This is a genomic window from Rothia gullae (genome assembly GCF_024294905.1).
Taxonomy (GTDB): domain Bacteria; phylum Actinomycetota; class Actinomycetes; order Actinomycetales; family Micrococcaceae; genus Rothia.
This window is the reverse complement of the sequence record NZ_JANCOC010000001.1, coordinates 174,527-198,697: the sequence shown is the minus strand read 5'-3', so window position 1 is coordinate 198,697 and position 24,171 is coordinate 174,527. Positions and strand designations below refer to the sequence as shown.

Below are 24,171 nucleotides of genomic sequence, written 5' to 3'. Positions count from 1 at the left end.
CTACAATGATGAAACTTAGGTTCTGTGAGCTTTACAGGGGCTTAGTCGGCGTGGTTATGATTAGTCTCTAGTGAGTACTTATGCATTTGTGGCATCGCACCACACCGTTGATCTGACCACCGTCGCTGCGTTGAGCGCCGGTGCCTCCGGCGTACCCGATGTTCTGGCGGGCGATATGGCACGCCAGCTGGGCGTGAAGGGTGCAGTCGTTCTTGCCACCTGTAACCGTCTTGAAATGTATGTTGAGCTACACGTATCCGCTCATGTAAACATGGTTCGTGAGCTGATTGCTGATTCGATCGCGCGCACCTACGGCTTGGATAAAGAACTGATCAATTCCAGCTTCGATGTGTACTCAGATGATGAGGCTGCACGCCACCTGCTGACGGTCGCCTCCGGCCTGGAATCTGCCGTGGTCGGCGAGCGCGAAATCACCGGTCAGGTGCGCCGCGCCCTGGCTGCCGCGCAGGCGAAGGCGCAAGAGGACGGCGTGGCCCTTCCCGGTGAGCTGGTTCAGCTGTTTGAGCATGCGACGCATACGGCTCGTCAGGTGGGTCAGCATACGGCGCTTGGCGCCCAGGGCCGCTCCATTGTGTCTGTTGCCCTGGATCTTGCGGACGAGGTTGCCGAGAAGGATTGGTCGACCCGCCGCGCCCTGATTTTTGGTACGGGTGCTTACGCGGGCGCGACCATTGCGGCACTGCGCGAGCGCGGTTGCACCGATATTTGGGTCAGTTCCCGTTCTGGTCGTGCCGCCGAGTTCGCGGCAAAGCGTGAGGTTTCTGCGGTGCCGGTGGACGGCATGGAGCAGGCCATGGCTTCTGCCGACGTCATTATTGGCTGCTCCGGCGGCTCCGACCCGTTGCTTCCCGAGCAGATTCCGGGGGGCCACCATACAATCCTCGACCTGGCGCTTTCGCGTGACTTTGACCCCTCGGTCGCTGACCTGCCGAACGTTGAACTGATTACCCTCGAATCGGTGCGCCTTGCCGCCCCCGAGGAAACCGAGGAGTCCGTGGCGACGGCTACGCGCATCGTGGAGTCTGAGCTGGCGGCGTTCCTGTCCCGTCAGCGTTCCCGCACGATTGACTCCGCGATTGTTGCGCTTCGCTCGCACACTATGGATGTGCTGGATTCCGAGCTGGAGAAGGTGCGTAGCCAGTTTGGTTGCGGTGCGGCGACGGAGCAGTTTGAGCTGGCGATGCGCCGCATGGTGAAGTCCCTGCTGCACACTCCGACAGTGCGCGCCAAGAAGCTTGCGGCGGAGGGCCGCACGGAGGATTACGTGCAGGCGCTGGAGACTCTCTACGGTATTCAGGTGGAGGACTCTTAAGAGTCTCCTCTCCCCCGCTCTTTCGGTATTTTTCGGTATTTTTCCGGCGTTTTCGCATGACCACCCCCGTTTTCGCACGGGTTTTACGTGTGTTTCACACGGGTTTCGCGCGGGTTTTCACGTAGGTTTGCGCGCATCCGGCGGCGAGTATTTTATTAGCCCCCGGCGAAGTACCGCCCGTTCACGGTGCCGATCGGCTCGTTCACGCTAGAGTAGATGCTAGATAAGACAGTTCCCATACCCGGCGCCCGTTTGGCTGCGCCGGACTATTCTGCGAGGAGACTCATGGAAATCAAGATTGGCGTTCGCCACATCGCCCGCGAAATCGTTGTTGAGACCAGCGAAGCCCAGGACGTTATCACCGAGAAGGTCGCTAAGGCTATTGAGGACGGCTCCCTGCTGCAGATCACTGACGATAAGGGCAACACCACCCTGATTTCTGGCGCTCAGATTGGCTACGTTGAGCTGGGTTCTGACGCTAAGCGTCACGTTGGTTTCGGTATCGGCGCCTAATTAGTTCGGTAGCTGTTTACCTTTTAGCTTGAGCTTTCCCCGCATCCGCCACGATGCGTAACCGCGCTTTATGCGCCGTGTGCGTGCGCTTTATGCGCCACGTGGTTACGCCGTGCCGAATGCGGGGTTTTGCGTTTTAAACCGCCCGCACAAAAACCTCGCGGTACCCGGTTTTGGGGTGGTATATCGCCCGTCACGGGTGCACACCACAACCGGTCGAGGGTGCGCCAGAAGCAAATCCGGGTTAATATTGAGGGGTTAAGTGAATGACCGGTCGTACCCCTTTCAAAACCCCGAGGCTGCACCGCCTTCTCATCATGAATGAACCATGCGTGCAGGCGGCGTCTCGGTAAGAATTTCCCGCGTAAGAATTTCCCGCGGCCGGCTTTCGACGCCCGCCCGTCACCGCCTCCACTACCGAGGTGCTGGCTGGTACACCCCGTTTCGGGGAGAAACACACCCCGAACAGGGGTAGAAAGATACGGTCCAGTGACTGAAACGAATACGCAGGAAACCACTCAGGCTGCAAAGTCCTTCGCCGACTTCGGCGTTCGCCAGGATATTAGCGACGCCCTCGCGGCGGTTGGCATTACCTCCCCCTTCCCCATCCAGGAGCTGACTCTTCCCGTGGCTCTGTCTGGCCAGGACATCATTGGTCAGGCGAAGACCGGTACCGGTAAGACCCTCGGCTTCGGTCTGCCCACCATTCAGCGTGTGGTCGGCCGCGACGATGAGGGTTGGGCTGATTTGGAGTACCCCGGCGCACTTCAGGCGCTGATTCTGGTTCCGACCCGCGAGCTTGCTATTCAGGTGGGCGAGGACCTAGCGATTGCTGCGAAGCTGCGCAACGCCCGCGTCACCACCCTGTACGGTGGTGTGCCGATTGAGCCTCAGGCTGAGCTGCTGCGCCGCGGCCTGGAGGTTGCTGTGGGAACCCCCGGCCGCATTATCGACCTGTACCAACAGGGCTTCCTGAACCTGAAGCAGGTTAAGATTGTGGTCCTCGATGAGGCGGACGAGATGCTGGATTTGGGTTTCCAGCCGTCGGTTGAGAAGATCCTCAGCTACCTGCCTGAGGACCGCCAGAGCATGCTGTTCTCCGCAACCATGCCCGGCCCGGTCATTGCGATGGCACGCCAGTACATGACCAAGCCCATGCGCATTAGCGCCGCTGACCCCGAGGACGCCTCGAAGACTAAGGCGTCGATCCGCCAGGTCGTCTACCGTGCGCACCACCTGGACAAGGACGAAATGATTGGCCGCATTCTGCGCGCTACCGGCCGCGGCCGCACCGTCATCTTCACCAAGACCAAGCGTGACGCTGCCCGCGTGGCGGAGGAACTGGTGAACCGTGGCTTCGCTGCCGCTCCCCTGCACGGTGACCTGAACCAGGTTGCGCGTGAACAAGCGCTGAAGGCGTTCCGCACCGGCAAGGTCGACATTCTGGTCGCGACCGACGTGGCGGCTCGCGGTATTGACGTTGAAGACGTGACCCACGTGATTAACCACCGCGTGCCCGAGGATGAGAAGACTTACCTGCACCGTACCGGCCGTACCGGTCGTGCAGGCAATGAGGGTACCGCTGTGACCCTGGTTGACTGGGATGACCTGCCGCGCTGGAAGGTCATTAACGACGCCCTGGAGCTGGGTGTTCCTGAGCCGGTTGAGACGTACTCTTCCTCTGAACACCTGTTCTACGACCTGAACATTCCTGCTGGCACTAAGGGCCGCCTGCCGCGCGAGGAGCGTGTGGCGGAGGGCATGGGCGACGAGTTCTTTGAGAGCGCCCGCGACTCGCGTGATGGCCGTCCGGCTCGTTCTCGCGGTGGCCGCGACGGTTCCCGTGAGGGTGCCCGTTCTGGCGGTCGTGATGGAGAGAAGGGTTCGCGCCGTTCCCGCGGCGGTCGTGACGGTGGCCGTGAGGGTCGTTCCGGTGAGGGCCGTAGCCGCTCTGAGGGCCGCAAGCGCACTGAGCGTTCCGAGCGTTCCGAGCAGGGCGCATCCGAGCGTACCGAACGTTCTTCGGAGCGTTCTGAGCGTGTGCCTCGTCAGCGTCGCCGTACCCGCCGTGTTGAGGGTCAGCCCGTGGAGGGTGAGGGCCGCCGCCGTACCCGCCGCCGTTCTGAAGGCTCGCGTGCTGAAGGTTCTCGTGCTGAGGGTTCTCGTGCTGAGGGTTCTCGTGCTGAGGGTTCTCGCGGTAAGGGCCGTGGCGCTGACCGTGCTGGTTCTGAAGGCTAGGGCCGGGGTTGGGTATTTCAGCATCCACGGCACCCGCCGCGCCCTCCCCTGCCGCTGAGGCGAACTCCGCGGATTCGACTGTTTTCGATCCGCAGGGCCCGTCGCTGCTGGTGCAGGCAGATAACCTGGAGTATCTGCGTGAGCTGCCCGACGGTGCGTTCACCGTGATTTACATTGACCCGCCGTTCAATACGGGTAAGAAGCAGACGCGCCGCACGTTGAGCGCGGAGGCTTCTGAGAAGGGTGACCGCACCGGTTTTAAGGGCAAGAGCTATTCGAGCACCCTGCAGACTCTGGCGAGCTATAACGACTCGTTCGAGGATTATTGGGCGTTCCTAGCACCGCGTATTGAGCAGGCGCATCGTCTGCTTGCGCAAGACGGCACCCTGTACCTGCACCTGGATTGGCGTGAGGTTCATTATGTGAAGATTATGTGCGACATGATTTTTGGTCGTGAGAACTTCATTAATGAGCTGATTTGGGCTTATGACTACGGTGCGAAGTCTACTCGCCGCTGGCCGACGAAGCACGACAATATTTTGGTGTACGCGAAGGATCACCGCAGCTATTACTTCAATACTGCGGAGGTTGATCGTGAACCGTATATGGCTCCCGGTTTGGTGACTGAGGAGAAGGCTTCTCGCGGTAAGCTCCCTACGGATGTGTGGTGGCATACTATTGTGTCGCCGACGGGTAAGGAGAAGACGGGTTATCCCACGCAGAAGCCTACGGGTTTGTTGCGTCGTATGATTGCGGCGAGTTCCCGCCCGGGTGATTGGGTGTTGGATTTCTTCGCTGGTTCTGGTTCTACGGGTGCGGCGGCAGCTCAGCTGGGTCGTAAGTTCGTGTGTGTGGATCAGAATCCGCCGGCTATTGAGGTGATGGCTAAGCGCCTGGGTGTGGATCCGGTGTCGTTCGCTGAGTATCGCGGTGTGCCGCGTGGGGCGAGTGTGTTGTTCACGCCGAAGCGTACGGTGGGTGTTCGTGGCGGTACGAGTCGTGATGCATTGACGGCGGCGAGCCGTCATGCGTTGAAGGCTGTGTTGGATACGCTCACGGAGACTACGCAGCCGGTTGAGGGTGCCTCGTGCCGGTTTGTGCGTCACCGGTCGATGGATGCGGTGGACAAGAAGATGCGTATTGATAGTCGTGATGAGTTGCGTCGTCAGCGTCAGCATCAGGCGCGGGCTAAGGCTCGTGCGGCGCGGGCTCAGCGGGATGCGGTTGCTGCGGGTGCGGTGTTGCAGCATCATGCTTCGCGTGAGAGCGTCTAGGCTGTCTTGTCTGCGCGTTTGTGAGGGCACGTGTTATTAAGAGTGTGGGGCCGGTTCCTAATCAAGGAACCGCCCCACGCTCTTTCGTCTTACTACTGGGTCTTACTACTGGGCTGCCAGCTGCTCACGGATACGCGCCACCGTCACCGCATCCGTCGTATTCTCACCCAGCAGATTCGGCTTACCCGCACCGTGATAATCGCTCGAACCCGTCACCAGCACCTCACTGCCCGCCGCACGCTGACCCTCAATGAATTCCAGCAGACGCGCCCGGTCCTCCGGGGAATTCTCGCGGTGATACACTTCCACGCCCGCCAGGCCAGCATCCACCATCAAACCCAGATACTCCAGGCTCAACGCAGGCCCACGCATCGTACTCATTGGATGCGCAATCACCGGCACACCCCCAGCCTCACGCACCAGACGCACCGCCTCCAACGGATCCAGCGCATCCTGCGGCACATAGTAGGGGCTGCCCGTGTACAGCAGCTTCGCAAAAGCCTCAGAACGATCAGCAACCACACCGGCAGCAACCAGCGCATCAGCAATATGGGGGCGGCCCACCGCTGTGTTCCCCTCCCCCACCTGCGCCAACACGTCATCCCAGGTCAGCGGGTAGTCAGCGGCAAGACGACCCACAATAGCCTGCGCACGACCCTCACGGCTGGCGCGAATCGCCTCCACACGGCGCGCTAACTCCGACTCCACCGGGTCAAAACCATAAGCGAGCAGATGAATAGTCTTCGTGCGCACGCGGCCCTCACCATCGGTGTACCGGTAACGGCAAGAGAACTCGGCACCCGGCAGAAAATCTAGACCGTACTCACCCGCCAGCTGAGCCGCCTGCGCCCAACCAGCCGTCGTATCGTGATCAGTGAGCGCGAAACCCGCCAACCCGGCGCGAGCAATCAGCGGCACCAGCTCGGTCAGGCTCTGCGTGCCGTCAGAAATAGCGGAGTGAATATGCAGATCATAGCGCCCGGCATGGTTCAGGTTTTCAGGCGTGCCCGATTCAGCGGGCTGCGGTGCCTGCTGCGCATTATTGTGCGGTGCACTATTTCGGTGTTCTGTCTGCGTCATATTCTCTCCTTCCCCGCCCCCGCTAGTTCGTCGCCATCTCAGCGGGGTTTTAAGGCATGTCATCTACTCTTCTGATTCAACCCTACCAATATCGGCGGCGCAATATCAGGCACCCGGTCGTAGGTCAAAGATATATTCTGTCCCACCGCACCCCCTCTAATGGTCAAAAGCGCTAAAACACCTGCCCACCTGCAATGAAGAAGCTATGATTAACCCATGACTGAGAACAACGAGAAGAGCACCGAAGCTCAGAAGACTGACCACCGCAGCACCCCTAAGGCGTCTGCGTTCACCGAATTCATTGCCGCAAACTGGGCACCTGCTGAAGATGACGGCTACACCCGCGAGCCCGTAGCAGACTACGCAGCTGAGCGCCGCGCCAAGATCTCCAAGGCATTCCCCGGCGAGCGCCTCGTCCTGCCCGCAGGCCCGCTGAAGGTCCGTTCCAACGACTGCGACTACCGCTTCCGCCCCCACTCCGCGTTTGCACACCAGACCGGCCTGGGCATCGACCACGAGCCCGACGCCGTGCTGATCTTCGAGCCCGTCGAAGAGGGTACCGGCGACAACGGCTCCAACCACGAGGTCACCCTGTACTTCCGCCCGCTGGCTGGCCGCGACACCGCAGAGTTCTACGCGGATGCACGCTACGGCGAGTTCTGGGTTGGCCCCCGCCCCACCCTGAAGGAGTTCTCCGAACGTTACGGTCTGCGTACCCGCGACCTGTCCGAGCTTGAGGTTGCTATCACCAAGAACGCCGGCAACCAGAGCCTGGGCGGCGTGAACATCCGCCTGGTCCGCAACGTTGACCCGGCTGTTGACGCGCTGGTTGACACCTCCCGCTACAACACCGGCGTGGAGCTGGAGCAGGCTGACAAGCTGGACTCCGAACTGAACGTGGCTCTCTCCGAGGCTCGCCTGATTAAGGACGCTATCGAGGTTGAGAACCTGCAGCGCTCCGTTGACCTGACCGTCAAGGGCTTCGAAGAAGTTGTTCGTGCGCTGCCGAGGGCTGTTGCGCACCACCGCGGTGAGCGCGTCGTTGAGACTGCGTTCTTCTCCGTGGCACGTACCGACGGTAACGACCTGGGCTACGACACCATCGCAGCTTGCGGTAACAACGCAACCATCCTGCACTGGATCCGTAACAACGGCACCGTCGATGACGGCAAGCTGCTGCTGCTGGACGCAGGCGTTGAGGACGACACCCTGTACACCGCAGACGTGACCCGCACCTTCCCCGTGAACGGTAAGTTCACCGAGGTTCAGGCGAAGGTCTACAACGCTGTACTGGAGGCTGCTGACGCCGCATTCGCTGTGGCTAAGCCGGGCCGTAAGTTCCACGAACTTCACGACGCCGCTATGGAGGTTCTGGCTCACCGTCTGGAAGAGTGGGGCCTGCTACCGGTTTCTGCCGAGGTTTCCCTCACCATTGAGGGCGGTCAGCACCGCCGCTGGATGCCGCACGGCACCAGCCACCACCTGGGCCTGGACGTGCATGACTGCGCGCAGGCGAAGGCTGAACTGTACATGTGGGCTGAGCTGGAGCCGGGCATGGTCTTCACCATTGAGCCGGCACTGTACTTCAAGGAAGAGGACATGTCTATCCCCGAGGAGTACCGCGGTATCGGTATCCGCCTTGAGGACGACGTGCTCTGCACCGAGGACGGCAACGTGAACCTCTCCGCTGCGCTGCCGCGCACCGTTGAGGGCATTGAGGAATGGATGGCGAAGCTGGCGAAGTAACGCCTAACACCCCCTCACAGTTACGTAGTAACGTTTTATAGGGAAAGCCCCTCACCGAGTGAATCGGTGAGGGGCTTTCGCGTGTCTTCTAAGTGCTGTCTTCTATGCCTGCCGTATGAGCCACTACGGGCGGCTACCGCCGTTGCAGGTTCGGTTATTCGGAGTCCTGCGAGGACTTATCGTGTGAGGACTTATCGTGCAGGCCCTGCGGACGCGGGGTCGGACGCTGCGGCTTGGGCTGAATCAGCTTCGCGTATTCTTCCGGGTCGTCCACACGCAGACCGTACCGCTGCGCCGGGCGCTTCTGCGTATCTGGCTTCTGAGCGGTCGCCTGGTCAGTACTTACCTGGTCCTGTTCGGAAGGCTGTGCGGACTGAGCGGGCTGAGCGGGGACAACCGGTGCAGGCATGTTCTGCGCCGCTCTCTGAGCCACCGCGTTCTGCGCGGTCGCATCACGCTCGGGAAGGTTCTGGTTCGGCGCCGGCTGGCTACCTGCCTGCGCACGGTACGAGGGAGCCTTCGGGGCACCGGTCGGAACCGGTGCACCATTCATCGAGACGGTGCTCTGAGCGGCACGCGACTGCGAAGCCTCCGGGGCTGCCGCCTCACGCGCAGCCGCAACCGCCGCCGAGAAGCGAGGGTGCGCACCCAGCACGCGACGCGCATCCTGAGCACACTCCGGCAGAGCGTACATCACGGTACGCGAGGGAATCGCCTCGGTACGCACCGGGTAACGAACACCGCGATTACGACGAAGAATATACATCTGCCACAGCACAAACACAGCCACCGACAGCGGCACGTACCTTAGCGCCACCGACGTAAAAGAGTCACCGGTCAGAGTCAACAGCACCGAAAACACCAGGCCCATCGACGCACCCTGAATCACCGCAGAAATCAGGGCACGACCATAACCGGACTGCACCGGGTACTCCACCTGGCGGATACCGTCATTGACCAGGTACAGCGCCGTGACCGGATAATCCTGCTCGCTGAGCACATCGAAAGCGGCGAGCGCATCATCGTGACGAACGAAGGAGGCAACCGCCTCACCGGCAGGCAAGGGCTTGCCCTGAGCCTGCGCCAGGCGCGAGGCCACGTATGAAGAAGGCGGGGTCGAGGGAATATTCGGCGGGTTAGAAGTCATGGCTCCTATTCTACCGCCCGCTCTAACCCTGGACCCGGTGGGCAGTCAGCTCCTCTACGAGCGTAGCAAACACCTGTTCAATTAGGCTTCTCAAAGTGCGAATCACCGCGGCGGGGCGTACCCTAGAGAAGTGAGCAATTCGAAGTTCAGCGCCCCCAGCAAGATTTACATTGCCCGCCTTTTGGGCCTCGACGTTTTTGACCCTTTCGGTGACCGCCTCGGCCGTCTCCGAGATGTCGTCGTGCTCAAACGTGGCCTGGGCGCATCCATTGCGGGCGCGCGCCCCGCCAAGAGCAGCGAACCTATTGTTGTCGGCATCATCGTTGAGGTGCTCGGCAAGAAACGCGTGTTCATGCCCATGACCCGTGTGCGAAGTATCGACGCTTCACAGATTATTTCAACCGGCCTGGTGAACCTGCGCCGCTTTGAACAGCGCAACTCTGAGACTCTCATCGTGGGTGAGCTCTTTGACCGCCGCATGCGTCTGCTCGACGGCAGCGGCGATGCCGTCATTGAGGACGTCGCCATTGAGCAACGCCGCAACGGCGACTGGGGCGTGACCGAACTGTTTGTTTCGCGCGTCAGCTCCTCCTCCAGCACGTGGCGCCGCCGCTCCAAGGAGACCCTCATCGTCGACTGGGACGAGGCGGTGCTCTCCACCGACGTGGAACCGCAGGCCGCAACCGCGTTCGTGGCAAACCACGAGAACTCCAAGCCCGCCGACCTTGCGGACGCCATCCACGAGATGAGCGATAAGCGCATGGTCGAAATCGCAGCCGAACTGCAGGATGAACGCCTCGCGGACGTTCTGCAGGAGCTGCCCGCCGAGGACCAGGTGCAGATTCTGTCGCACCTGGACGACGAGCGTGCCGCGCAGGTCCTCGAAGAGATGGAACCGGACGACGCCGCCGACCTGCTCATCGAACTGGACGACGCCCAGCGTGAAAAGCTGCTCGAGCTCATGGAACCCGACGAAGCAGACGACGTCCGTCGACTGCTCGAATACGACGAGGGTACCGCCGGTTCGCTCATGAACCCGGTGCCAATCATCCTCTCCCCGGAGGCGACCGTTGCGGAGGCGCTCGCGCACATCCGCGCCGAGGAGATCCCTCCGGCGATGGCAGCGGCCGTCATGGTGACCCGCCCGCCCCTGGAAACGCCGACCGGTAAGTACCTGGGTCTGGTACACATGCAGAAGCTACTGCGTGTGCCGCCGAGTGAGCCGATTGGTCACATCCTCGATACCGACACTGAGCCTGTCTCTGACCAGGCAAGTTTGGAAGAGCTGGCACGCGTGCTGGCAACCTATGACCTGACCATCGTTCCCATTGTGAACGAATCGCACCGCCTGGTAGGTGCAGTGACCATCGACGACGTGCTCGATGCGCTCCTGCCCGAAGACTGGCGCACTTACGATGATGGAACTCCCGTACGAAAGGTAGGACGACGCTTTGCCTGAATCGAACCGCCGCGACGCAAACCGTACCGAGGAGAACCCCCGCATCGATAAGGCGCGTATCCTCAAGGACCGCTTGGAGAAGAAGTACGCTGAACGCAACCGCGAGCGCGGCGACTCCCGCCCGCAGCGTAGCGACTCGCAGCTGAGCACCCCCGGCACCCGCAAGCCGAAGCTGTTCTCGAGCCCCAACCCGGACGCTTTCGGCCGCATGACCGAGGGTTTCGCACGCTACATGGGTACCCCGCAGTTCCTGATGTGGATGACCATTTTCTGTGGCGTATGGCTAGCGTGGAACTCCCTGGCGCCGGAGGAGATGCAGTTCGACCCGCGTAGCCTGAACTTCACCCTGTTGACCCTGATGCTGTCCCTGCAGGCTTCTTACGCTGCTCCCCTGCTACTGTTGGCGCAGAACCGTCAGGATGACCGCGACCGCGTGGTGGCCTCTGAGGACCGTAAGCGTGACCAGCAGAACCTGGAGGAGACCCAGTACCTGACCCGCGAGATTGCTTCGCTGCGTATTGCTCTGCGTGAGGTTGCGACCCGTGACTTCGTTCGTAGCGAGCTGCGTGACATTCTTGAGGAGCTGCAGAACATTGCGCAGGAGCAGGAGCGTCACGCCGAGCAGCTGCAGGACATCAGTGAGGACATTGAGGACCTGGAGGAGGCTATCGACGATATCGATATCTCCGAGGGCGAGGAAAAGGACGCTGAGGAGAAGGAGACTGAGGAGCAGGGCGCTGAGGGTAAGAACTTTGGGGCCAAGAACTCTGGGGGCACCGAGAACGGTACCGAGCAGGCTTCTGACAAGGATGAACGCTCTGCGAAGGACTCCGCGCAGGAATCAAATCAGGATCCCCACCGAGGCGATTTGAGCCAGCCTCAGAGCCGCGAATCCCAGCAGGCACAGCAGCAGGCAGAGCGCACCCGTGAGGGAGGCTCCCGTGACCGCTAATTCGCCCCTGCAGGATGCGCTCTACGCGGCACTCGCCCGCGTCGAGGACCCCGAACTGCGCCGCCCCATTACGGAGCTGGGCATGGTTGAGACTGCGCTCGTGCATCCTGAACTGGATGAGCACGGTGAGCCGATTCCCGGCCGCCACTGGGCTGAGGTCACGGTGCTACTCACCATTGAGGGTTGCCCGCTGAAGAACACCATCGAGCAGCAGGTTCGAGAGGCCGCGACCACCGTTGAGGGTGTTGAGCGTGTGCAGCTACAGGTGGGTGCGATGAACCCGCAGCAGCGTTCCGCCCTGCGTTCGATGCTCAAGCCGGAGCGTTCCAACCCGTTTACCGCGCCCGGTTCGCTGACCCGTGTGTTCGGTGTAGTGTCCGGTAAGGGCGGCGTGGGTAAGTCCTCCATGACCGCGAATCTTGCCGCAGCGTTCGCTTCTCGCGGGCTTGCGGTGGGCATTATTGACGCGGATGTGCACGGCTTCTCCATTCCGGGTCTGCTGGGTATTACCGACGCCCCGACCCGCCTGGATGACCTGATTCTTCCGCCGACCGTGGACGTTCCCGCCCCCGCCCAGTGTTGGGGTGAGCAGAAGGTCAGCGGCGGCTTTATTCGAGTGATTTCTATCGGCATGTTCCTCAAGGGCAACGAGCCGGTGGCGTGGCGCGGCCCCATGCTGCACCGTGCCCTGGAGCAGTTCATCATGGACGTTCACTTCGGCGCCCTAGATGTGCTGCTACTCGATTTGCCGCCCGGCACCGGCGATATTGCCATCTCCATGGCTCAGTTGCTGCCGAATGCGGAGCTGGTACTCATTTCCACCCCGCAGCACGCCGCGGTGGATGTGGCGGAACGTGCCGGCACCCTGAGCTTGCAGACCGGTCAGAAGGTCGTGGGTGTGGTGGAGAACATGGCTGCCATGACCCTGCCGGACGGTACCGTGCTCGACATGTTCGGTTCTGGCGGCGGTCAGGTGCTCGCTGAGCGTCTTTCGGAGGCGCTCTCCTACCCGGTACCGTTGCTCGGTTCTGTCCCGTTGGATGTGAACCTGCGTACCGGCGGCGACGAGGGTACACCGGTGGTCTGGAGCCACCCGAACTCCCCCACCGCTGAAGAGATTCAGTCCATCGCCTCGCAGCTGCTGCAGTCGGGCGAGTCGCGGGCGGGTCAGAGCCTGCCGCTCTTTGTCTAGAGATATAGCATCTAGAAGCTGAGGGTCAGACAGCTGAAAACAGAAAGAACCCCGCACCATCACACGGTGCGGGGTTCTTTCCGTTTCAAAATCTTAGGTTGCGTCCACGTCGAAGGGGGCGTATGCGCCTCGCGGAAGAGCACGGCTCTCAGCCTTTTCCTTCTCCTTCAGTAGCGCCTCTTCACGTTCCTTCGCCTCACGCTCACGCTCGGCGTCATCCTCAGCGAACGCCTGCTTCACAATCACGCGCGGATCGTACTGGCGGGGGTCGTACTGGCGCCAGTTAATATCTTCCAGGCCCGTCTCGCCCAGGGCTTCCTTGAAGTCGTCCTTCGCGTCGAACGCCATGCGGCGCACAGTCTTGACGAATTCACGGATCTGTCGGGCGTATTCGGGCATGCGTTCGGGACCGATCACAAAGAACGTGATAACGGCCAAAATAATAAACTCGGTGCCACTAATACCAAACACAGAATATAGATTATCAGTTCCGAGCCAGCACCGCCGAACCCCCGGCGCTTTCTGGACGTGTCTTTAAGCTCTGGACAAGCAGAAGGCGTACGCTACAGCACCGCGGAAGGGCATTGCGCCCACGGCTAAGAGCGCAAAAGACCGCCGGCAGCACACCGGCGGTCTCAAGTCACGACATTCAGTTTACGGCGGATAATCTCCACCACCGGGTTAAAACGCTGCGGCTCCAACCGCAGGCACGCCCGCCTCCCGAACGCAAAAGACCGCCGGCAGCACCCCGGCGGTCTCAAGTCACGACATTCAGTTTACGGCGGATAATCTCCACCACCGGGTTAAAACGCTGCGGCTCCAACCGCAGGCACGCCCGCCTCCCGAACGCAAAAGACCGCCGGCAGCACCCCGGCGGTCTCAAGTCACGACATTCAGTTTACGGCGGATAATCTCCACCGCCGGGGAGCTGCTTCCAATGCCACAGCCAGCCAACCCAGCCCCACTGCGCACACGCGCCCGCCACCAGCAACGCCCAACGATACGCCCGCGAACGGCTCGCCGCCGCCACCACAATCACCAGCGGAAACAACGGCAACAACAGGCGGAACGTCGACGACTGCGGATTCAAAAACAGAATCAAATACGCAAAATAGCTCAGGCACCACAGGTTCAACGGAGCCGCCAAAACCCTACGCGCCAGAGGGCTCAAACACAGAGCAATAAAACCCAAAATCAGCACAGTCAACAGCACCGGAGCCGCATCCCCAAAATACAGGTACCCCTGCGAAAGCCACGGCTGAATCGGCGCCAAGTGGGTACCGCGCCACGCCGTCTCCGTGGCGGTGTACGCATCCACACGGCCCGTAGCCCACCACGCAATCGCAGGCCACACCAGCGCACACGCACACACCACCAAGGCGCTGACCAGCTGCCCCAGATGGCGCACAAACGCCGTGCCCATACCCGACTGGCGGCTCGAACGCACCCAGCACACAAACCACCACAGGCCGGCAGCCGCGCCCAGGGGCACACCCACCGGGCGGGACAGGCACGCCAAAACCGCCGCAGGAACCAACAGGCCGTAGCGTCCTTGAACCAGGCACAGCAGCGCACCGGCAAGGAACACCAGGTTCAGCGACTCCGCATACGGAACCTGAAGCACCGGCGCCACCGGCAAGAACGACACCAACGCCACAGCCCACATGGACAGCGTAGAAGGCGACTGCTCGCTCTTGAAACCGGTCGCCTTCAACGACGCTTCAAACAGCAGGTAAATCACCCACGCCGCCGCGAAACCAGCAAGCAGAGCAACCGTCGCCGCCACCGGGTAGTACCCGATGCCCGTCGCATGGCTAATAGCACCGGAAAGCTGCGGGAAAATCGGGTAAAAAGCCCACTGATTCTGCTGCACCACGCCAGCCGCGTTCACCGGCAGCTCACTCGGGTAGCCCTGTACCGCGATCTGCTCATACCAGCCGGCATCCCAGATGCTAATGAACGACAAATAATCCAGGTGCTGACCCCACGGGCCGCGCAGCTGCTGCTGGCCAACGACGGCAAACACGATGAAGCCCCACACGCGGGACAGACCGTAAATCAGCAGTACCGACAGCCACGCGGGCAGGATACGCAGACGCTCCCCCACCCGGTGCAGGCGCTCACCGGCGGCGGTGTACGCCCAGGTCAGTAGCTCATCAAAAGACTCACCCTGCTCCTTCGTGGAGGCGGTGCGAGTGGCAGAGTCAGCGCGGGCAGGCGGAACAGGACTAGTGTGCTGAGAAGGAACACTCACCGGCGCTAGCTCCCCTCAGCCGCCGAAGGCGCACCCTCAGCCTGCGGGTTCTTTCGCTTCTCCCCAAAGTCATGCGCACTCAAAGTGCTCTCCCCATCATCAGCCAGCGGAACCGCGCCGCGACGCACGAGCTTCTGCCCAACAACATCCTCAGTGGATTCTGCGGGTGCTTCAGCTGAAGCGTTACCGGATGCCAGTTCAAGCTCCTTTTCGTCCTCGGGATTGCCGAAGAAACGAACCGAAGTACTCAAATCCTCCACACGGTCAAAGGTGCCCAGACCGTCACGGCCCACGCCGATAAAGAACGCGGCACCGGGCACGGCACGCTCACCGGAGAGCGCCACAACGGAGAGCACCGCAATGCCCGAAATCAGCAGGGCAAGCAGAATCAGAAGAAAGTTCATGTCAATCTCATATCATGCAGGACCGTCAACCCCTGACGGTCGCCTAAATTCCAATAGTAGCGCCAGCACCGGCAGAATCAGCGCCGCGGCTAGTCCTCGTCACGGTCGCTGAGCAGCCAGGCACGCAAATCCGCGTGGCAGCGGGTCAGCTGACTAAAGCTCACGTGCTCGTTATCGGTGTGAGCCAGCAGAGCGTCACCGGGACCAAAGTTCACCGCGGGAATACCGATCTCGCTCAGGCGCGCTACATCCGTCCAACCGTACTTCGGCTGAGGCTCCTGCCCCACCGCCTCAATCAGGGAAGCCGCCAGCGGGGTGTTCAGTCCGGGGCGTGCTGCCGGGGAAAGATCCACAAAGTCCAGCTCGTATCCGGCGAAGACCTCACGCACGTGGGCGACCGCCTCATCCAGGGTCTTGTCCGGGGCGAACCGGTAGTTCACGTGCATTGCCGCCGCATCAGGAATCACGTTACCGGCAACGCCACCAGAAATCTGCACCGCGTTCAGGCCCTCGCGGTAGTCCAGACCCTCCACGGCAATGGTCTTCGGCTCGTAGGAGGCGAGCGCCGCCAACGCCGGTGCCAGTGCGTGAATCGCGTTCTCGCCGCGCCATGCGCGGCCTGAGTGGGCAGCAAGGCCGCGGGTGCGCACGAAGAAACGCATGGTGCCGTTGCAGCCGCCTTCAATGGTGCCGTTGGTCGGTTCAAGCAGCACACCGAAGTCTGCGTCGGTGATGAGCTCGCCGTGATTGCGGATCAGACGCGCCAGGCCGGAAAGTTCGCTGGCGACCTCTTCATGGTCGTAGAAGATGTAGGTTAGGTTATAGTCTGTATCCTGCGCGGTCAGTTCGGCGGCGAGCTTCAACTGAACCGCGACGCCGCCCTTCATATCGGTGGCACCGCGGCCGTACAGCACGCTGGGCCCGTCCTCTTCACGCACCGTGGACGGCACGGTACCCAGCGAGCCCTCAACGGTGGGCAGGGGCACGGTATCCAGGTGACCGGCAAGAATAATGCGGGTGCGTTCCCCCTCAGCGCCGGGCAGCGGCGGGAATTCGGTGCGGGCAATGATGGCGTCCCCGTCACGGGTTAGCTGCAGGTGCGGGCAGAACGACAGCGCCGTGTGCACGGCGTCGGCAATCGTTCGTTCGTTGCCAGAAACCGATTCGTAATCCAGCAGGGCACGCGTCAGCTCGGGCATGGACACGTCCAAGTTCAGGGGCGGCTGCGGTACAGGGTGACGCTCAGAAATATTCGGGGAAACGCTCATCCTTCCACCTTACAGGTTCCCCGGTACACGCGCCCGCGCCCACAACGCCCATATCGAGCATATGAGACGGTCTTGAATGTGTACCAAGCCCCAAAACTATAATGGGAGGCATGTCTGAAAACACTCCCCGTTACGCCTCCGGTGTTGCACTGGTCAATGTTGTTGTCTCTGGCGAGCACGCCGGCACCGTCCTGGATGCATGGTTCCCCGCCCCCTCCCTCACCCAGACCCCCGACCTGTCCATCGCGGACGAGCTGGAGGACCTGGTCGCTGAGCACCCTGCGCGCAACGCCCGCACCGAGGTGCGTACCGCATCCATCAACCTGGATGAGGCACCCGAAGACGCGGTCGACGCGTACCTGCGTCTGCACCTGCTCTCCCACACTCTGGTTCGCCCCAACGAGCTGAACCTGGACGGTCTGTTCGGTACCCTGGCGAATGTTGCGTGGACCAACCACGGCCCGGTGCTTGCCGCCGAGTTCCAGAAGCTGGCGATTGGTCTGCGCAAGCTGGGCCACCTGAGCGTGAGCCACATTGATAAGTTCCCGCGCTTGGTGGATTACGTAGTTCCCGCCGGCGTGCGCATTGGTGACGGTGACCGTCTGCGCCTGGGTGCGCACCTGGCGTCTGGCACGACCGTGATGCATGAGGGCTTCGTGAACTTCAACGCCGGTACCCTGGGCACTTCCATGGTTGAGGGCCGTATTTCTCAGGGCGTTGTGGTGGGCGACGGCTCGGATGTGGGCGGCGGCGCCTCCACAATGGGTACTCTTTCCGGCGGCGGCACTCAGCGCGTGTCTATTGGTGAGCGTTCTCTGCTGGGCGCGGAGTCCGGTATCGGTATTGCCCTGGGTGATGACTGCGTGGTTGAGGCTGGCCTGTACGTGACCGCCGGTTCGCGCGTGAGCGTTCTGTTGCCCGGTCAGGAGGCGCGCGTGGTGAAGGCTGCGGAGCTGTCCGGCGTGTCGAACCTGCTGTTCCGCCGCAATTCGATCAGCGGCGCGATTGAGGTTCTGCCGCGTGCGAAGAACACCGTGGAGCTGAACGAGGCACTGCATCTGAACTAGTTTGTACCTGAACTAGTCTGTACCTGAACTAGTCTGTACCTGAACTAGTCTGTACCTGGGGTAGCGCTGGTTGCCCTTGCGAACGTTGGGGGTCGGCCCGCGAACTTTAGGGATCGGCTTTAGGGGTCGGGATACGTAAAGCATCCCGGCCCCTTTTCTGTGTCCTGTGTTCTCTCTTCGCCGCTCTCACAAGGCTGGACGCGCATCCGCGGCGACTACGATGACCGTTTTCAGGGCGGGCGGTTTGGGCTTTCGCTATGCTGGTAGTACCGGGTATAGCGCACCCGCCATGACTGACCACCTGTACAGTTCAGAGAGAAATTCAGATGTCCGAATCAACTAAGTCAGAGTCGACGATGAGCGAAACCTACCGGCACTTTACGCGCCTCTTCCCCTACCCGCACGAGCGTATTCCAATGGGCGCTCCTGCCGCTGATGCCATGGCTCGTTACGATGAGCTGGCTAAGCTGGGGCGCGCGGAGGGGTTCGTCCCCTTCTTCCTGAACCTGAACGATATGGTGCTTGAAAGCATGGTCATTGCGGTGTCCCTTGAGCACGACATCATTGACGATGTTGAGACTCTAACCCCCGAGCAGGTGAGCGCCTACACTCGTGCCGTCCTGCAGCGTTACCGTACCGCCCGAGGTGGCGCCTCCGCCGAAGAGTACGGTAGCGCCGCCATTGCTCAGCAGTTGCGCCGGGTTATGGACGATGGCGAAGATACTAGCGAGGACGACCCGGATGACTTCAACCTCAACGAGCTTGTCGACGAGTTTATGAGCTCCGATTTTCTGCCCGATGAGGAACCCGAAGATGACGCCCCGACTCTTTCCGCTCTGCTCTGCTACGAGCTTGTGGATGAGGAGGATCAAGGCGAGATGCTCCTGCTGCAGATTCCGACCGATGACCCCGCCGATATTCCCGCGCACCTGCCCTTTGGCGGCTGGAATGACTGCCCGAACGCCGAAACGCAGCTGGCGTTCACCCACTATTGGCGTGAAAAGTACGGCGCTATCCCGGCGGCTCTTGACAATGCTGATTGTCTAGAATTTCTGGTCGAGCGCCCCGTCACCGACCCGCTGGAGGCGAAGAATCTGGCGGTCGAGCAGTTCGCATTTTGTTCTGATCTTCCGTTCCAGGTGTTTGAGGATTTTGAGCAGCTGACGGAGTTTATTCACCAGAGCCGCCAGTGGTATTTCCGGTGGGATTAGAGGTCGGCTCAGAAATCAGCTGAGAGGCGGATTCAGGCGCTGGGCGAAGGCGAGTGGCGAGACACCTAAATAACGCCTCCCACGTGCTCACGCCAGAGTGCACAAGCGCACAGTCTCCGAAGGTACTTACACCCCGTGCACGGCTGTACCATTAGATACAGCTCAACAGCTTTTGTCCCCCATCCGGAGCACTTTTTCCGGATATATAAAGCCCGAAAGGACATCATGAAGGTACTCGTTACCGGCGGCGCCGGCTACATCGGCTCCCATACTGTACTTGAACTGCTCAAGGCAGGCCACGACGTCGTCGTCATGGATAACCTCGCGAACTCTTCCGAGGAGTCCCTCAAGCGCGTCGCTGAACTCGCTGGCCGCGCCCCCGAGTTCCACAAGGTTGATCTGCTCGACCTCGAAGGTATGAAGGCTCTCTTCAAGCAGGTTCACCCCGACGCTGTGATTCACTTTGCGGGCCTGAAGGCTGTGGGCGAGTCCGCTGAGAAGCCGCTGTGGTACTACCAGACTAACGTGGCTGGCACCCTGAACCTGCTGTACGCAATGGACGAGGCTGACTGCCACTCCATCGTGTTCTCCTCCTCCGCTACCGTGTACGGTGAGCCCGAGTCCATGCCTCTGATCGAGAAGATGAACATGGATGCGCAGTCCTGCTACGGCCGCACCAAGGAGCACATTGAGGACATGCTGGTTGATCTGGCTGCTTCCGACTCCAAGTGGAACATTGCTCTGCTGCGTTACTTCAACCCCGTTGGTGCACACGAGTCCGGCCGTATCGGTGAGGACCCGGCGGGCATCCCGAACAACCTAGTGCCCTTCATCGCGCAGGTTGCTGTGGGTCGCCGCGAGCACCTGAACGTCTTCGGTAACGACTACCCGACCGTTGACGGTACCGGCGTGCGCGACTACATCCACGTGGTTGACCTGGCTGACGGTCACCTGAAGGCGCTGAACTACATTGCTGAGCACGGCGGCTTGCACACCTGGAACCTGGGTACCGGTAACGGCTACTCGGTTCTGCAGGTTCTGCACGCGTTCGAGGAGGCGTGTGGTAAGGAGCTGCCGTACAAGATTGTGGATCGTCGCCCCGGTGACGTTGCGGTCTCTTACGCTGATCCTTCCTCTGCTCTGGCGGATCTGGGTTGGAGCGCTAGCCGCGACATTAAGACCATGGTTCGCGACCACTGGAACTGGCAGAAGAACAACCCCAACGGTTACGAAGCCTAAGCTGTTTTAGCCCCGTGTGAGGAGTGTTGAAGAGTGCCCGATAGGTGTTATCTCACCTATCGTCCGGGTACTCCGGCCAACGATGATCAGCGGATACGGCAAAGCCCCCGCACTCCCCTTTCGGGAGGGTGCGGGGGCTTTCTGCTATAGGGGCTAGTTAGACCTGTCGGGACTACTTAAATGCAGATGCCTTCAGACGCTCAGCAGCCTTCGCCACCGCCTCATCAGAAGCTGTCAGAGCGATGCGCACGTAGCCTTCGCCGTCCTCGCCGTAGAACACGCCGGGACCAGCAATAATACCCAGCTCCGCCAGGCGACCAATCGAATCCCAAGTGGACTCACCGAAGGTGGTCCACAGGTACAGGCCAGCCTCAGAATTCTCAATGCGGCCACCGGCGGCGGCAATCGCCTCCTCCAGTACCTCGCGGCGGGCACGGTACAGATCCTTCTGCGCCGCCACGTGCGCCTCATCAGCCAGCGCCACCATCATGGCAGTCTGCACGGGGGCGGGCACAATCATGCCGGCGTGCTTGCGGCTATTAATCAGGTTCGGCATCAGCTCGGGGGCACCGGCAATGAACGCGGCACGGTAACCGGCAAGGTTCGACTGCTTCGACAGCGAGTACACGGCAAACAAGCCGGTGAAGTCACCATCACACACTCGATGATCCAGGATGGACGGCACCGGCTGACCGCCGCGCGCCTCATCCCAGGCACCCCAACCGAGCTCCGCGTAGCACTCATCGGACGCCACCACGGCACCGATTTCACGCGCCTGCACCACAATCTCACGCAGCTGCTCCACGGTACGCACCACACCGTTCGGGTTCGCCGGAGAGTTCACCCAAATCAGCTTCACACGGCTGCGGGTGTCAGCGTCCAGCTCATCGAGGCTGTCGGCGGGTACGGACTCGGCGCGGGCAAAGCGGGCACCCATATCGTAGGTGGGGTACGCAACGCGCGGGTACACGACCACATCGCCCGGGCCCAGACCCAGCAGGAACGGCAACCACGCCACGAGTTCCTTCGAACCGACCGTGGGCATAATCGCCTCCGGGCTCAGACCGGTCACACCGCGGCGGCGCGCAAACCACTCGGCAATAGCCTCACGCAGGGCGGGGGTGCCATGGGTGGTCGGGTAGCCGGGTGCGTCGGAGGCGGCCGCCAGCGCCTCACGAATGTTCTGCGGGGTCGGGTCGACTGGGGTGCCGATGGACAGGTCCACCGGACCGTCCGGGTGGGCGGCCGCGGTTGCGCGGTAGGGGGCGAGCGCCTCCCAGGGGTATTCGGGCAGGTTCAGGCCGTAAGTCATTGTGTCACCTGGTTGCTTGGGAATAGTTTTCGTCATTTTAGTCTAGCGCCCGCACGCTGGCGTGCCTATAGCAAGAGCCTCCATTCCAGCGCCTAGACGGTGCGTGGGCACCGGGTTCTGTGATGGAGGCTCTTGGCACCCATTAGCGGGTGCGGTCAGTCTATGGGGTTGTAGCTATTATTCGCCGCAGGCTACTACTCACCACGAGGGGGCAGTGCCGCGATGAAGGGCACGTCCTTGCCGGTGGGGCCGAGCTTTGCTGCGCCGCCGGGGGAACCCAGGTCATCGAAGAAGTCTGCGTTGGCGCTGACGTATTCGGTCCACTCTTCGGGGACGTCGTCTTCGTAGTAGATTGCTTCTACGGGGCAGACGGGCTCGCAGGCGCCGCAGTCCACGCATTCATCCGGGTGGATGTAGAGGGTACGTTCACCTTCGTAGATGCAGTCGACGGGGCATTCTTCAACGCATGCGCGGTCTTTGACATCCACGCAGGGAAGCGCGATTACGTAGGTCATTGGTGTGCCTTTCTACAAGCTGTTCGCCCCGTGCCCGCTGTTCTGCGGGTCGTCTGCTGCAGGGCAGAATCTACAGAGTAAAACCGCCGAGTAGTTGGTGCCCGGCGGGGAAGTCTGTGTATAGTCTATCGCGCACCGGCTGTTTAACCGTATTTTCGTGGTGTATCAGACAGTAGGCTCATGGGTTTGTGGGGGTATTTTTTAGGCTAGGCTGACCTGGTATTTCTCAGCGTTATGGCTAGTCGGTAGGCTTTTAAACATAGATTAAGCCAAAAATGAAATCTTCATCACATGAATTTTTTAATGAAGTCACCACTATTTCCACCCCGCAAAATTCACCGAATAACGCATACATTTTCTTTCCTATTCTCCTCTATCCGGCGGGTTTAGAAGACAGCAGCGGCGTAGCACCCAAAAACAGCAGGGGGCGTCCCGGCTAACCGGAACACCCCCCTTAGGTTATGACATAGTAATAGCCTTCAGGCTACTTCTTAGCGCGCGCACGCTGATGCGCCGCACGGGGCGAGAAATACTGCGCGTCCTTCACACGAGCACGCGTGTACACAAGCATGCCCAGCATCGCCGCAACCGGGGCACCAAACCACCACAGGGCACCGTACAGGCCAATCGCCGAATGGCCCGGGTTCACCAAAACAAACGGCGAATCGGGGCGACCGTAACCAAGCACGTACACGGTCACGAACACTGCAACAGCCACGATAGCCGCCGCGTAGCCGCGACGCAACGACAGGGCACACCACAGGGCGGTAAAGAAAACCGTCAGGTACGCCACCAGCAGGCCCAGCGGCAGGGCGGTATCCCCCGCGTACACGACCCAGGCATGGTAAATCGACCCGGCAATACCGGCAAAAATACCCAGAATCGAGCCGGTCAGCAGGCTCGACACCAGACCCGCTTCCTGCGGCTTCGGGTGAACGGTCGCGGTCGGGTCACCGTCGAGCACGCGGAAAGTCTCCACGGCAGAAATCTTCTGCGGCACCTTATTCGAGTACTCAAAAGTCTTCTCGTCCACCACCGTAATCTGGGTGCGGTGCGCCTCCATTGCCTTGCGCTTAGCGGTTCCATCACCGTAAATAGCAGCCTGCAGACGCTGATCCGCCGTATCGAACTCACCCTCAATGCCCCAGGTGAGAATCGGACGGTCCTCGTCATCTTCAAGGATCTGCAGGGCACGGTACACGATCTCGTACACGCGCACGTGGTCGGGGTGGCCGTAGCCGCCGTCCGAATCGTAGGTGACCAGAACATCCGGGGTGAGGGCACGAATAGCGGCGACCAGCGCCTGAGCCTGCGGTTCCAGCGGCTGCGCGGTCAACGAATCCTCCGCCGCCACCGGGTTGGCGACGGGCTTACCCTCCGGGCCCCACGCCATACCGGAGTCACGGTACAGAGGCAGCGCACCCTCCGCGACGGCGGGTTCCTGGCCCAGAAAGAACTGCTTCTTCACGCCCAGCGCCTTAATAGCGCCGGCAAGCTCACCGGTGCGATACTCGCCCAGCGCCTCACCATTATCACGGCAGCCGGGCTTACCGACCTCCAGGTGGTGCAGTTCCTCGGGGATGACCTCGCCCAACTCACCGCGGGTAGCGGTCAGCAGGTACACCTCCGCGCCCTTCTGCGCATAATACGCCATGGTCGCGCCGGTCGAGGAAGTTTCGTCGTCCGGGTGTGCATGCACAAACAGGATGCGCGCCTTCTTCGCATCGTAGTTATTCGGCAGCAGGTCACGGCGCGATCCGGGGGCGATGCGCTCACCCTGCGTGGGGTAGTTGGGGGTCGCAGAATCAGGCTGAGTGTTCTCGGTTTCAGACACAGGCTTTCCCTCTCATACGCAGGATTGGGTTTCTTAGACGGTCAAAGCGCGCCAGCAATTTACATCATTGATCAGCAGACGTTGAGTTGCGGACGGGTGCCGCCACCGTGCAGGCGCATTATTTTATCTTACA

At 61.2% G+C, this 24,171-nt stretch carries 20 protein-coding genes; 11 read left to right on the top strand and 9 right to left on the bottom strand.

Features of this window, described 5'->3' with window-relative positions:
- Positions 1–70: 70 nt before the first annotated feature.
- The 4 genes from NML54_RS00910 (at position 71) to NML54_RS00895 (ending at position 5,358) form a co-directional block, all read left to right on the top strand.
- Positions 71–1,333 carry a glutamyl-tRNA reductase gene (locus tag NML54_RS00910; RefSeq protein ID WP_254755400.1) on the top strand — a complete coding sequence of 421 codons (1,263 nt, stop codon included), beginning with the start codon at positions 71–73 and terminating at the stop codon, positions 1,331–1,333.
- A 285-nt stretch (positions 1,334–1,618) separates the two neighbouring features.
- Positions 1,619–1,846: a DUF3107 domain-containing protein gene (locus NML54_RS00905; protein WP_254755399.1), complete on the top strand. Its 228-nt coding sequence runs from the start codon at positions 1,619–1,621 to the stop codon at positions 1,844–1,846.
- A gap of 489 nt (positions 1,847–2,335) precedes the next feature.
- Positions 2,336–4,084 (top strand): DEAD/DEAH box helicase, encoded by a 1,749-nt coding sequence (locus NML54_RS00900; RefSeq protein WP_254755398.1) that lies wholly within the window; start codon positions 2,336–2,338, stop codon positions 4,082–4,084.
- A gap of 8 nt (positions 4,085–4,092) precedes the next feature.
- Positions 4,093–5,358, top strand: a complete 1,266-nt coding sequence (locus tag NML54_RS00895; RefSeq protein ID WP_254755397.1) for a DNA-methyltransferase — start codon at positions 4,093–4,095, stop codon at positions 5,356–5,358.
- 105 nt (positions 5,359–5,463) lie between these two features.
- Here NML54_RS00895 and NML54_RS00890 read toward each other — a convergent pair whose 3' ends face one another.
- On the bottom strand, positions 5,464–6,438 hold the full coding sequence (locus NML54_RS00890) for a PHP domain-containing protein (protein WP_254755396.1): 975 nt from the start codon (positions 6,436–6,438) through the stop codon (positions 5,464–5,466).
- A gap of 216 nt (positions 6,439–6,654) precedes the next feature.
- Here NML54_RS00890 and NML54_RS00885 point away from each other — a divergent pair, with 216 nt between their 5' ends.
- Positions 6,655–8,184: an aminopeptidase P family protein gene (locus NML54_RS00885; protein WP_254755395.1), complete on the top strand. Its 1,530-nt coding sequence runs from the start codon at positions 6,655–6,657 to the stop codon at positions 8,182–8,184.
- Between the two features lie 154 nt (positions 8,185–8,338).
- Here the strand turns inward: NML54_RS00885 and NML54_RS00880 are convergent, their stop codons facing one another.
- Positions 8,339–9,331, bottom strand: a complete 993-nt coding sequence (locus tag NML54_RS00880; RefSeq protein ID WP_254755394.1) for a hypothetical protein — start codon at positions 9,329–9,331, stop codon at positions 8,339–8,341.
- 130 nt (positions 9,332–9,461) lie between these two features.
- Between NML54_RS00880 and NML54_RS00875 the strand changes: the two genes are divergently transcribed.
- The 3 genes from NML54_RS00875 to NML54_RS00865 are packed head-to-tail and all read left to right on the top strand — an operon-like array spanning position 9,462 to position 12,934.
- Positions 9,462–10,790 carry a magnesium transporter MgtE N-terminal domain-containing protein gene (locus NML54_RS00875; protein ID WP_254755393.1) on the top strand — a complete coding sequence of 443 codons (1,329 nt, stop codon included), beginning with the start codon at positions 9,462–9,464 and terminating at the stop codon, positions 10,788–10,790.
- A complete protein-coding gene (locus NML54_RS00870) occupies positions 10,783–11,742 on the top strand; it encodes a DUF1003 domain-containing protein (protein ID WP_371925773.1) in 960 nt (319 codons plus the stop codon). Before NML54_RS00875 ends, NML54_RS00870 begins: the two co-directional genes overlap by 8 nt.
- A complete protein-coding gene (locus NML54_RS00865) occupies positions 11,732–12,934 on the top strand; it encodes a P-loop NTPase (RefSeq protein WP_254755392.1) in 1,203 nt (400 codons plus the stop codon). Before NML54_RS00870 ends, NML54_RS00865 begins: the two co-directional genes overlap by 11 nt.
- 93 nt (positions 12,935–13,027) lie before the next feature.
- Here the strand turns inward: NML54_RS00865 and NML54_RS00860 are convergent, their stop codons facing one another.
- From NML54_RS00860 to dapE, 4 genes are all read right to left on the bottom strand, one after another.
- A complete protein-coding gene (locus NML54_RS00860; RefSeq protein ID WP_070846865.1) occupies positions 13,028–13,405 on the bottom strand; it encodes a twin-arginine translocase TatA/TatE family subunit in 378 nt (125 codons plus the stop codon).
- 427 nt (positions 13,406–13,832) lie between these two features.
- The gene (locus tag NML54_RS00855; RefSeq protein ID WP_254755391.1) at positions 13,833–15,188 is read right to left on the bottom strand and encodes a hypothetical protein; all 1,356 of its coding nucleotides are present in this window, start codon (positions 15,186–15,188) and stop codon (positions 13,833–13,835) included.
- Positions 15,189–15,193: 5 nt separating this feature from the next.
- Positions 15,194–15,592 (bottom strand): taurine ABC transporter substrate-binding protein, encoded by a 399-nt coding sequence (locus tag NML54_RS00850; RefSeq protein ID WP_254755390.1) that lies wholly within the window; start codon positions 15,590–15,592, stop codon positions 15,194–15,196.
- Positions 15,593–15,681: 89 nt separating this feature from the next.
- Positions 15,682–16,860 (bottom strand): succinyl-diaminopimelate desuccinylase, encoded by a 1,179-nt coding sequence (gene dapE / locus NML54_RS00845; RefSeq protein ID WP_254755389.1) that lies wholly within the window; start codon positions 16,858–16,860, stop codon positions 15,682–15,684.
- A 101-nt stretch (positions 16,861–16,961) separates the two neighbouring features.
- On the opposite strand from dapE, the gene dapD reads away from it, so the two are divergent.
- The 3 genes from dapD to galE all read left to right on the top strand — a co-directional run bounded on the left by dapD (position 16,962) and on the right by galE (position 20,377).
- Entirely contained in the window at positions 16,962–17,927 is a 966-nt protein-coding gene (dapD, locus tag NML54_RS00840; RefSeq protein WP_254755388.1) for a 2,3,4,5-tetrahydropyridine-2,6-dicarboxylate N-succinyltransferase, read from the top strand.
- A gap of 326 nt (positions 17,928–18,253) precedes the next feature.
- Positions 18,254–19,138 carry a DUF4253 domain-containing protein gene (locus NML54_RS00835; protein ID WP_254755387.1) on the top strand — a complete coding sequence of 295 codons (885 nt, stop codon included), beginning with the start codon at positions 18,254–18,256 and terminating at the stop codon, positions 19,136–19,138.
- A 225-nt stretch (positions 19,139–19,363) separates the two neighbouring features.
- A complete protein-coding gene (gene galE, locus NML54_RS00830) occupies positions 19,364–20,377 on the top strand; it encodes a UDP-glucose 4-epimerase GalE (RefSeq protein WP_254755386.1) in 1,014 nt (337 codons plus the stop codon).
- Positions 20,378–20,549: 172 nt separating this feature from the next.
- Here galE and dapC read toward each other — a convergent pair whose 3' ends face one another.
- The 3 genes from dapC to NML54_RS00815 form a co-directional block, all read right to left on the bottom strand.
- The gene (gene dapC / locus NML54_RS00825; protein WP_254755643.1) at positions 20,550–21,689 is read right to left on the bottom strand and encodes a succinyldiaminopimelate transaminase; all 1,140 of its coding nucleotides are present in this window, start codon (positions 21,687–21,689) and stop codon (positions 20,550–20,552) included.
- A 194-nt stretch (positions 21,690–21,883) separates the two neighbouring features.
- The gene (fdxA, locus tag NML54_RS00820) at positions 21,884–22,204 is read right to left on the bottom strand and encodes a ferredoxin (RefSeq protein WP_049354209.1); all 321 of its coding nucleotides are present in this window, start codon (positions 22,202–22,204) and stop codon (positions 21,884–21,886) included.
- A gap of 484 nt (positions 22,205–22,688) precedes the next feature.
- Entirely contained in the window at positions 22,689–24,038 is a 1,350-nt protein-coding gene (locus NML54_RS00815; protein ID WP_254755385.1) for a PIG-L family deacetylase, read from the bottom strand.
- Between the last annotated feature and the right edge of the window lie 133 nt (positions 24,039–24,171).

What these genes read in the sequence shown, in the direction of transcription:
- NML54_RS00905 (WP_254755399.1), top strand. Translation starts at nt 1,619, where the DNA reads ATGGAAATCAAGATTGGCGTTCGCCACATCGCCCGCGAAATCGTTGTT.
- NML54_RS00890 (WP_254755396.1), bottom strand. Translation starts at nt 6,438, where the DNA reads ATGACGCAGACAGAACACCGAAATAGTGCACCGCACAATAATGCGCAG.
- NML54_RS00885 (WP_254755395.1), top strand. Translation starts at nt 6,655, where the DNA reads ATGACTGAGAACAACGAGAAGAGCACCGAAGCTCAGAAGACTGACCAC.
- NML54_RS00880 (WP_254755394.1), bottom strand. Translation starts at nt 9,331, where the DNA reads ATGACTTCTAACCCGCCGAATATTCCCTCGACCCCGCCTTCTTCATAC.
- NML54_RS00850 (WP_254755390.1), bottom strand. Translation starts at nt 15,592, where the DNA reads ATGAACTTTCTTCTGATTCTGCTTGCCCTGCTGATTTCGGGCATTGCG.
- dapE (WP_254755389.1), bottom strand. Translation starts at nt 16,860, where the DNA reads ATGAGCGTTTCCCCGAATATTTCTGAGCGTCACCCTGTACCGCAGCCG.
- dapD (WP_254755388.1), top strand. Translation starts at nt 16,962, where the DNA reads ATGGGAGGCATGTCTGAAAACACTCCCCGTTACGCCTCCGGTGTTGCA.
- NML54_RS00835 (WP_254755387.1), top strand. Translation starts at nt 18,254, where the DNA reads ATGTCCGAATCAACTAAGTCAGAGTCGACGATGAGCGAAACCTACCGG.
- galE (WP_254755386.1), top strand. Translation starts at nt 19,364, where the DNA reads ATGAAGGTACTCGTTACCGGCGGCGCCGGCTACATCGGCTCCCATACT.
- dapC (WP_254755643.1), bottom strand. Translation starts at nt 21,689, where the DNA reads ATGACTTACGGCCTGAACCTGCCCGAATACCCCTGGGAGGCGCTCGCC.
- fdxA (WP_049354209.1), bottom strand. Translation starts at nt 22,204, where the DNA reads ATGACCTACGTAATCGCGCTTCCCTGCGTGGATGTCAAAGACCGCGCA.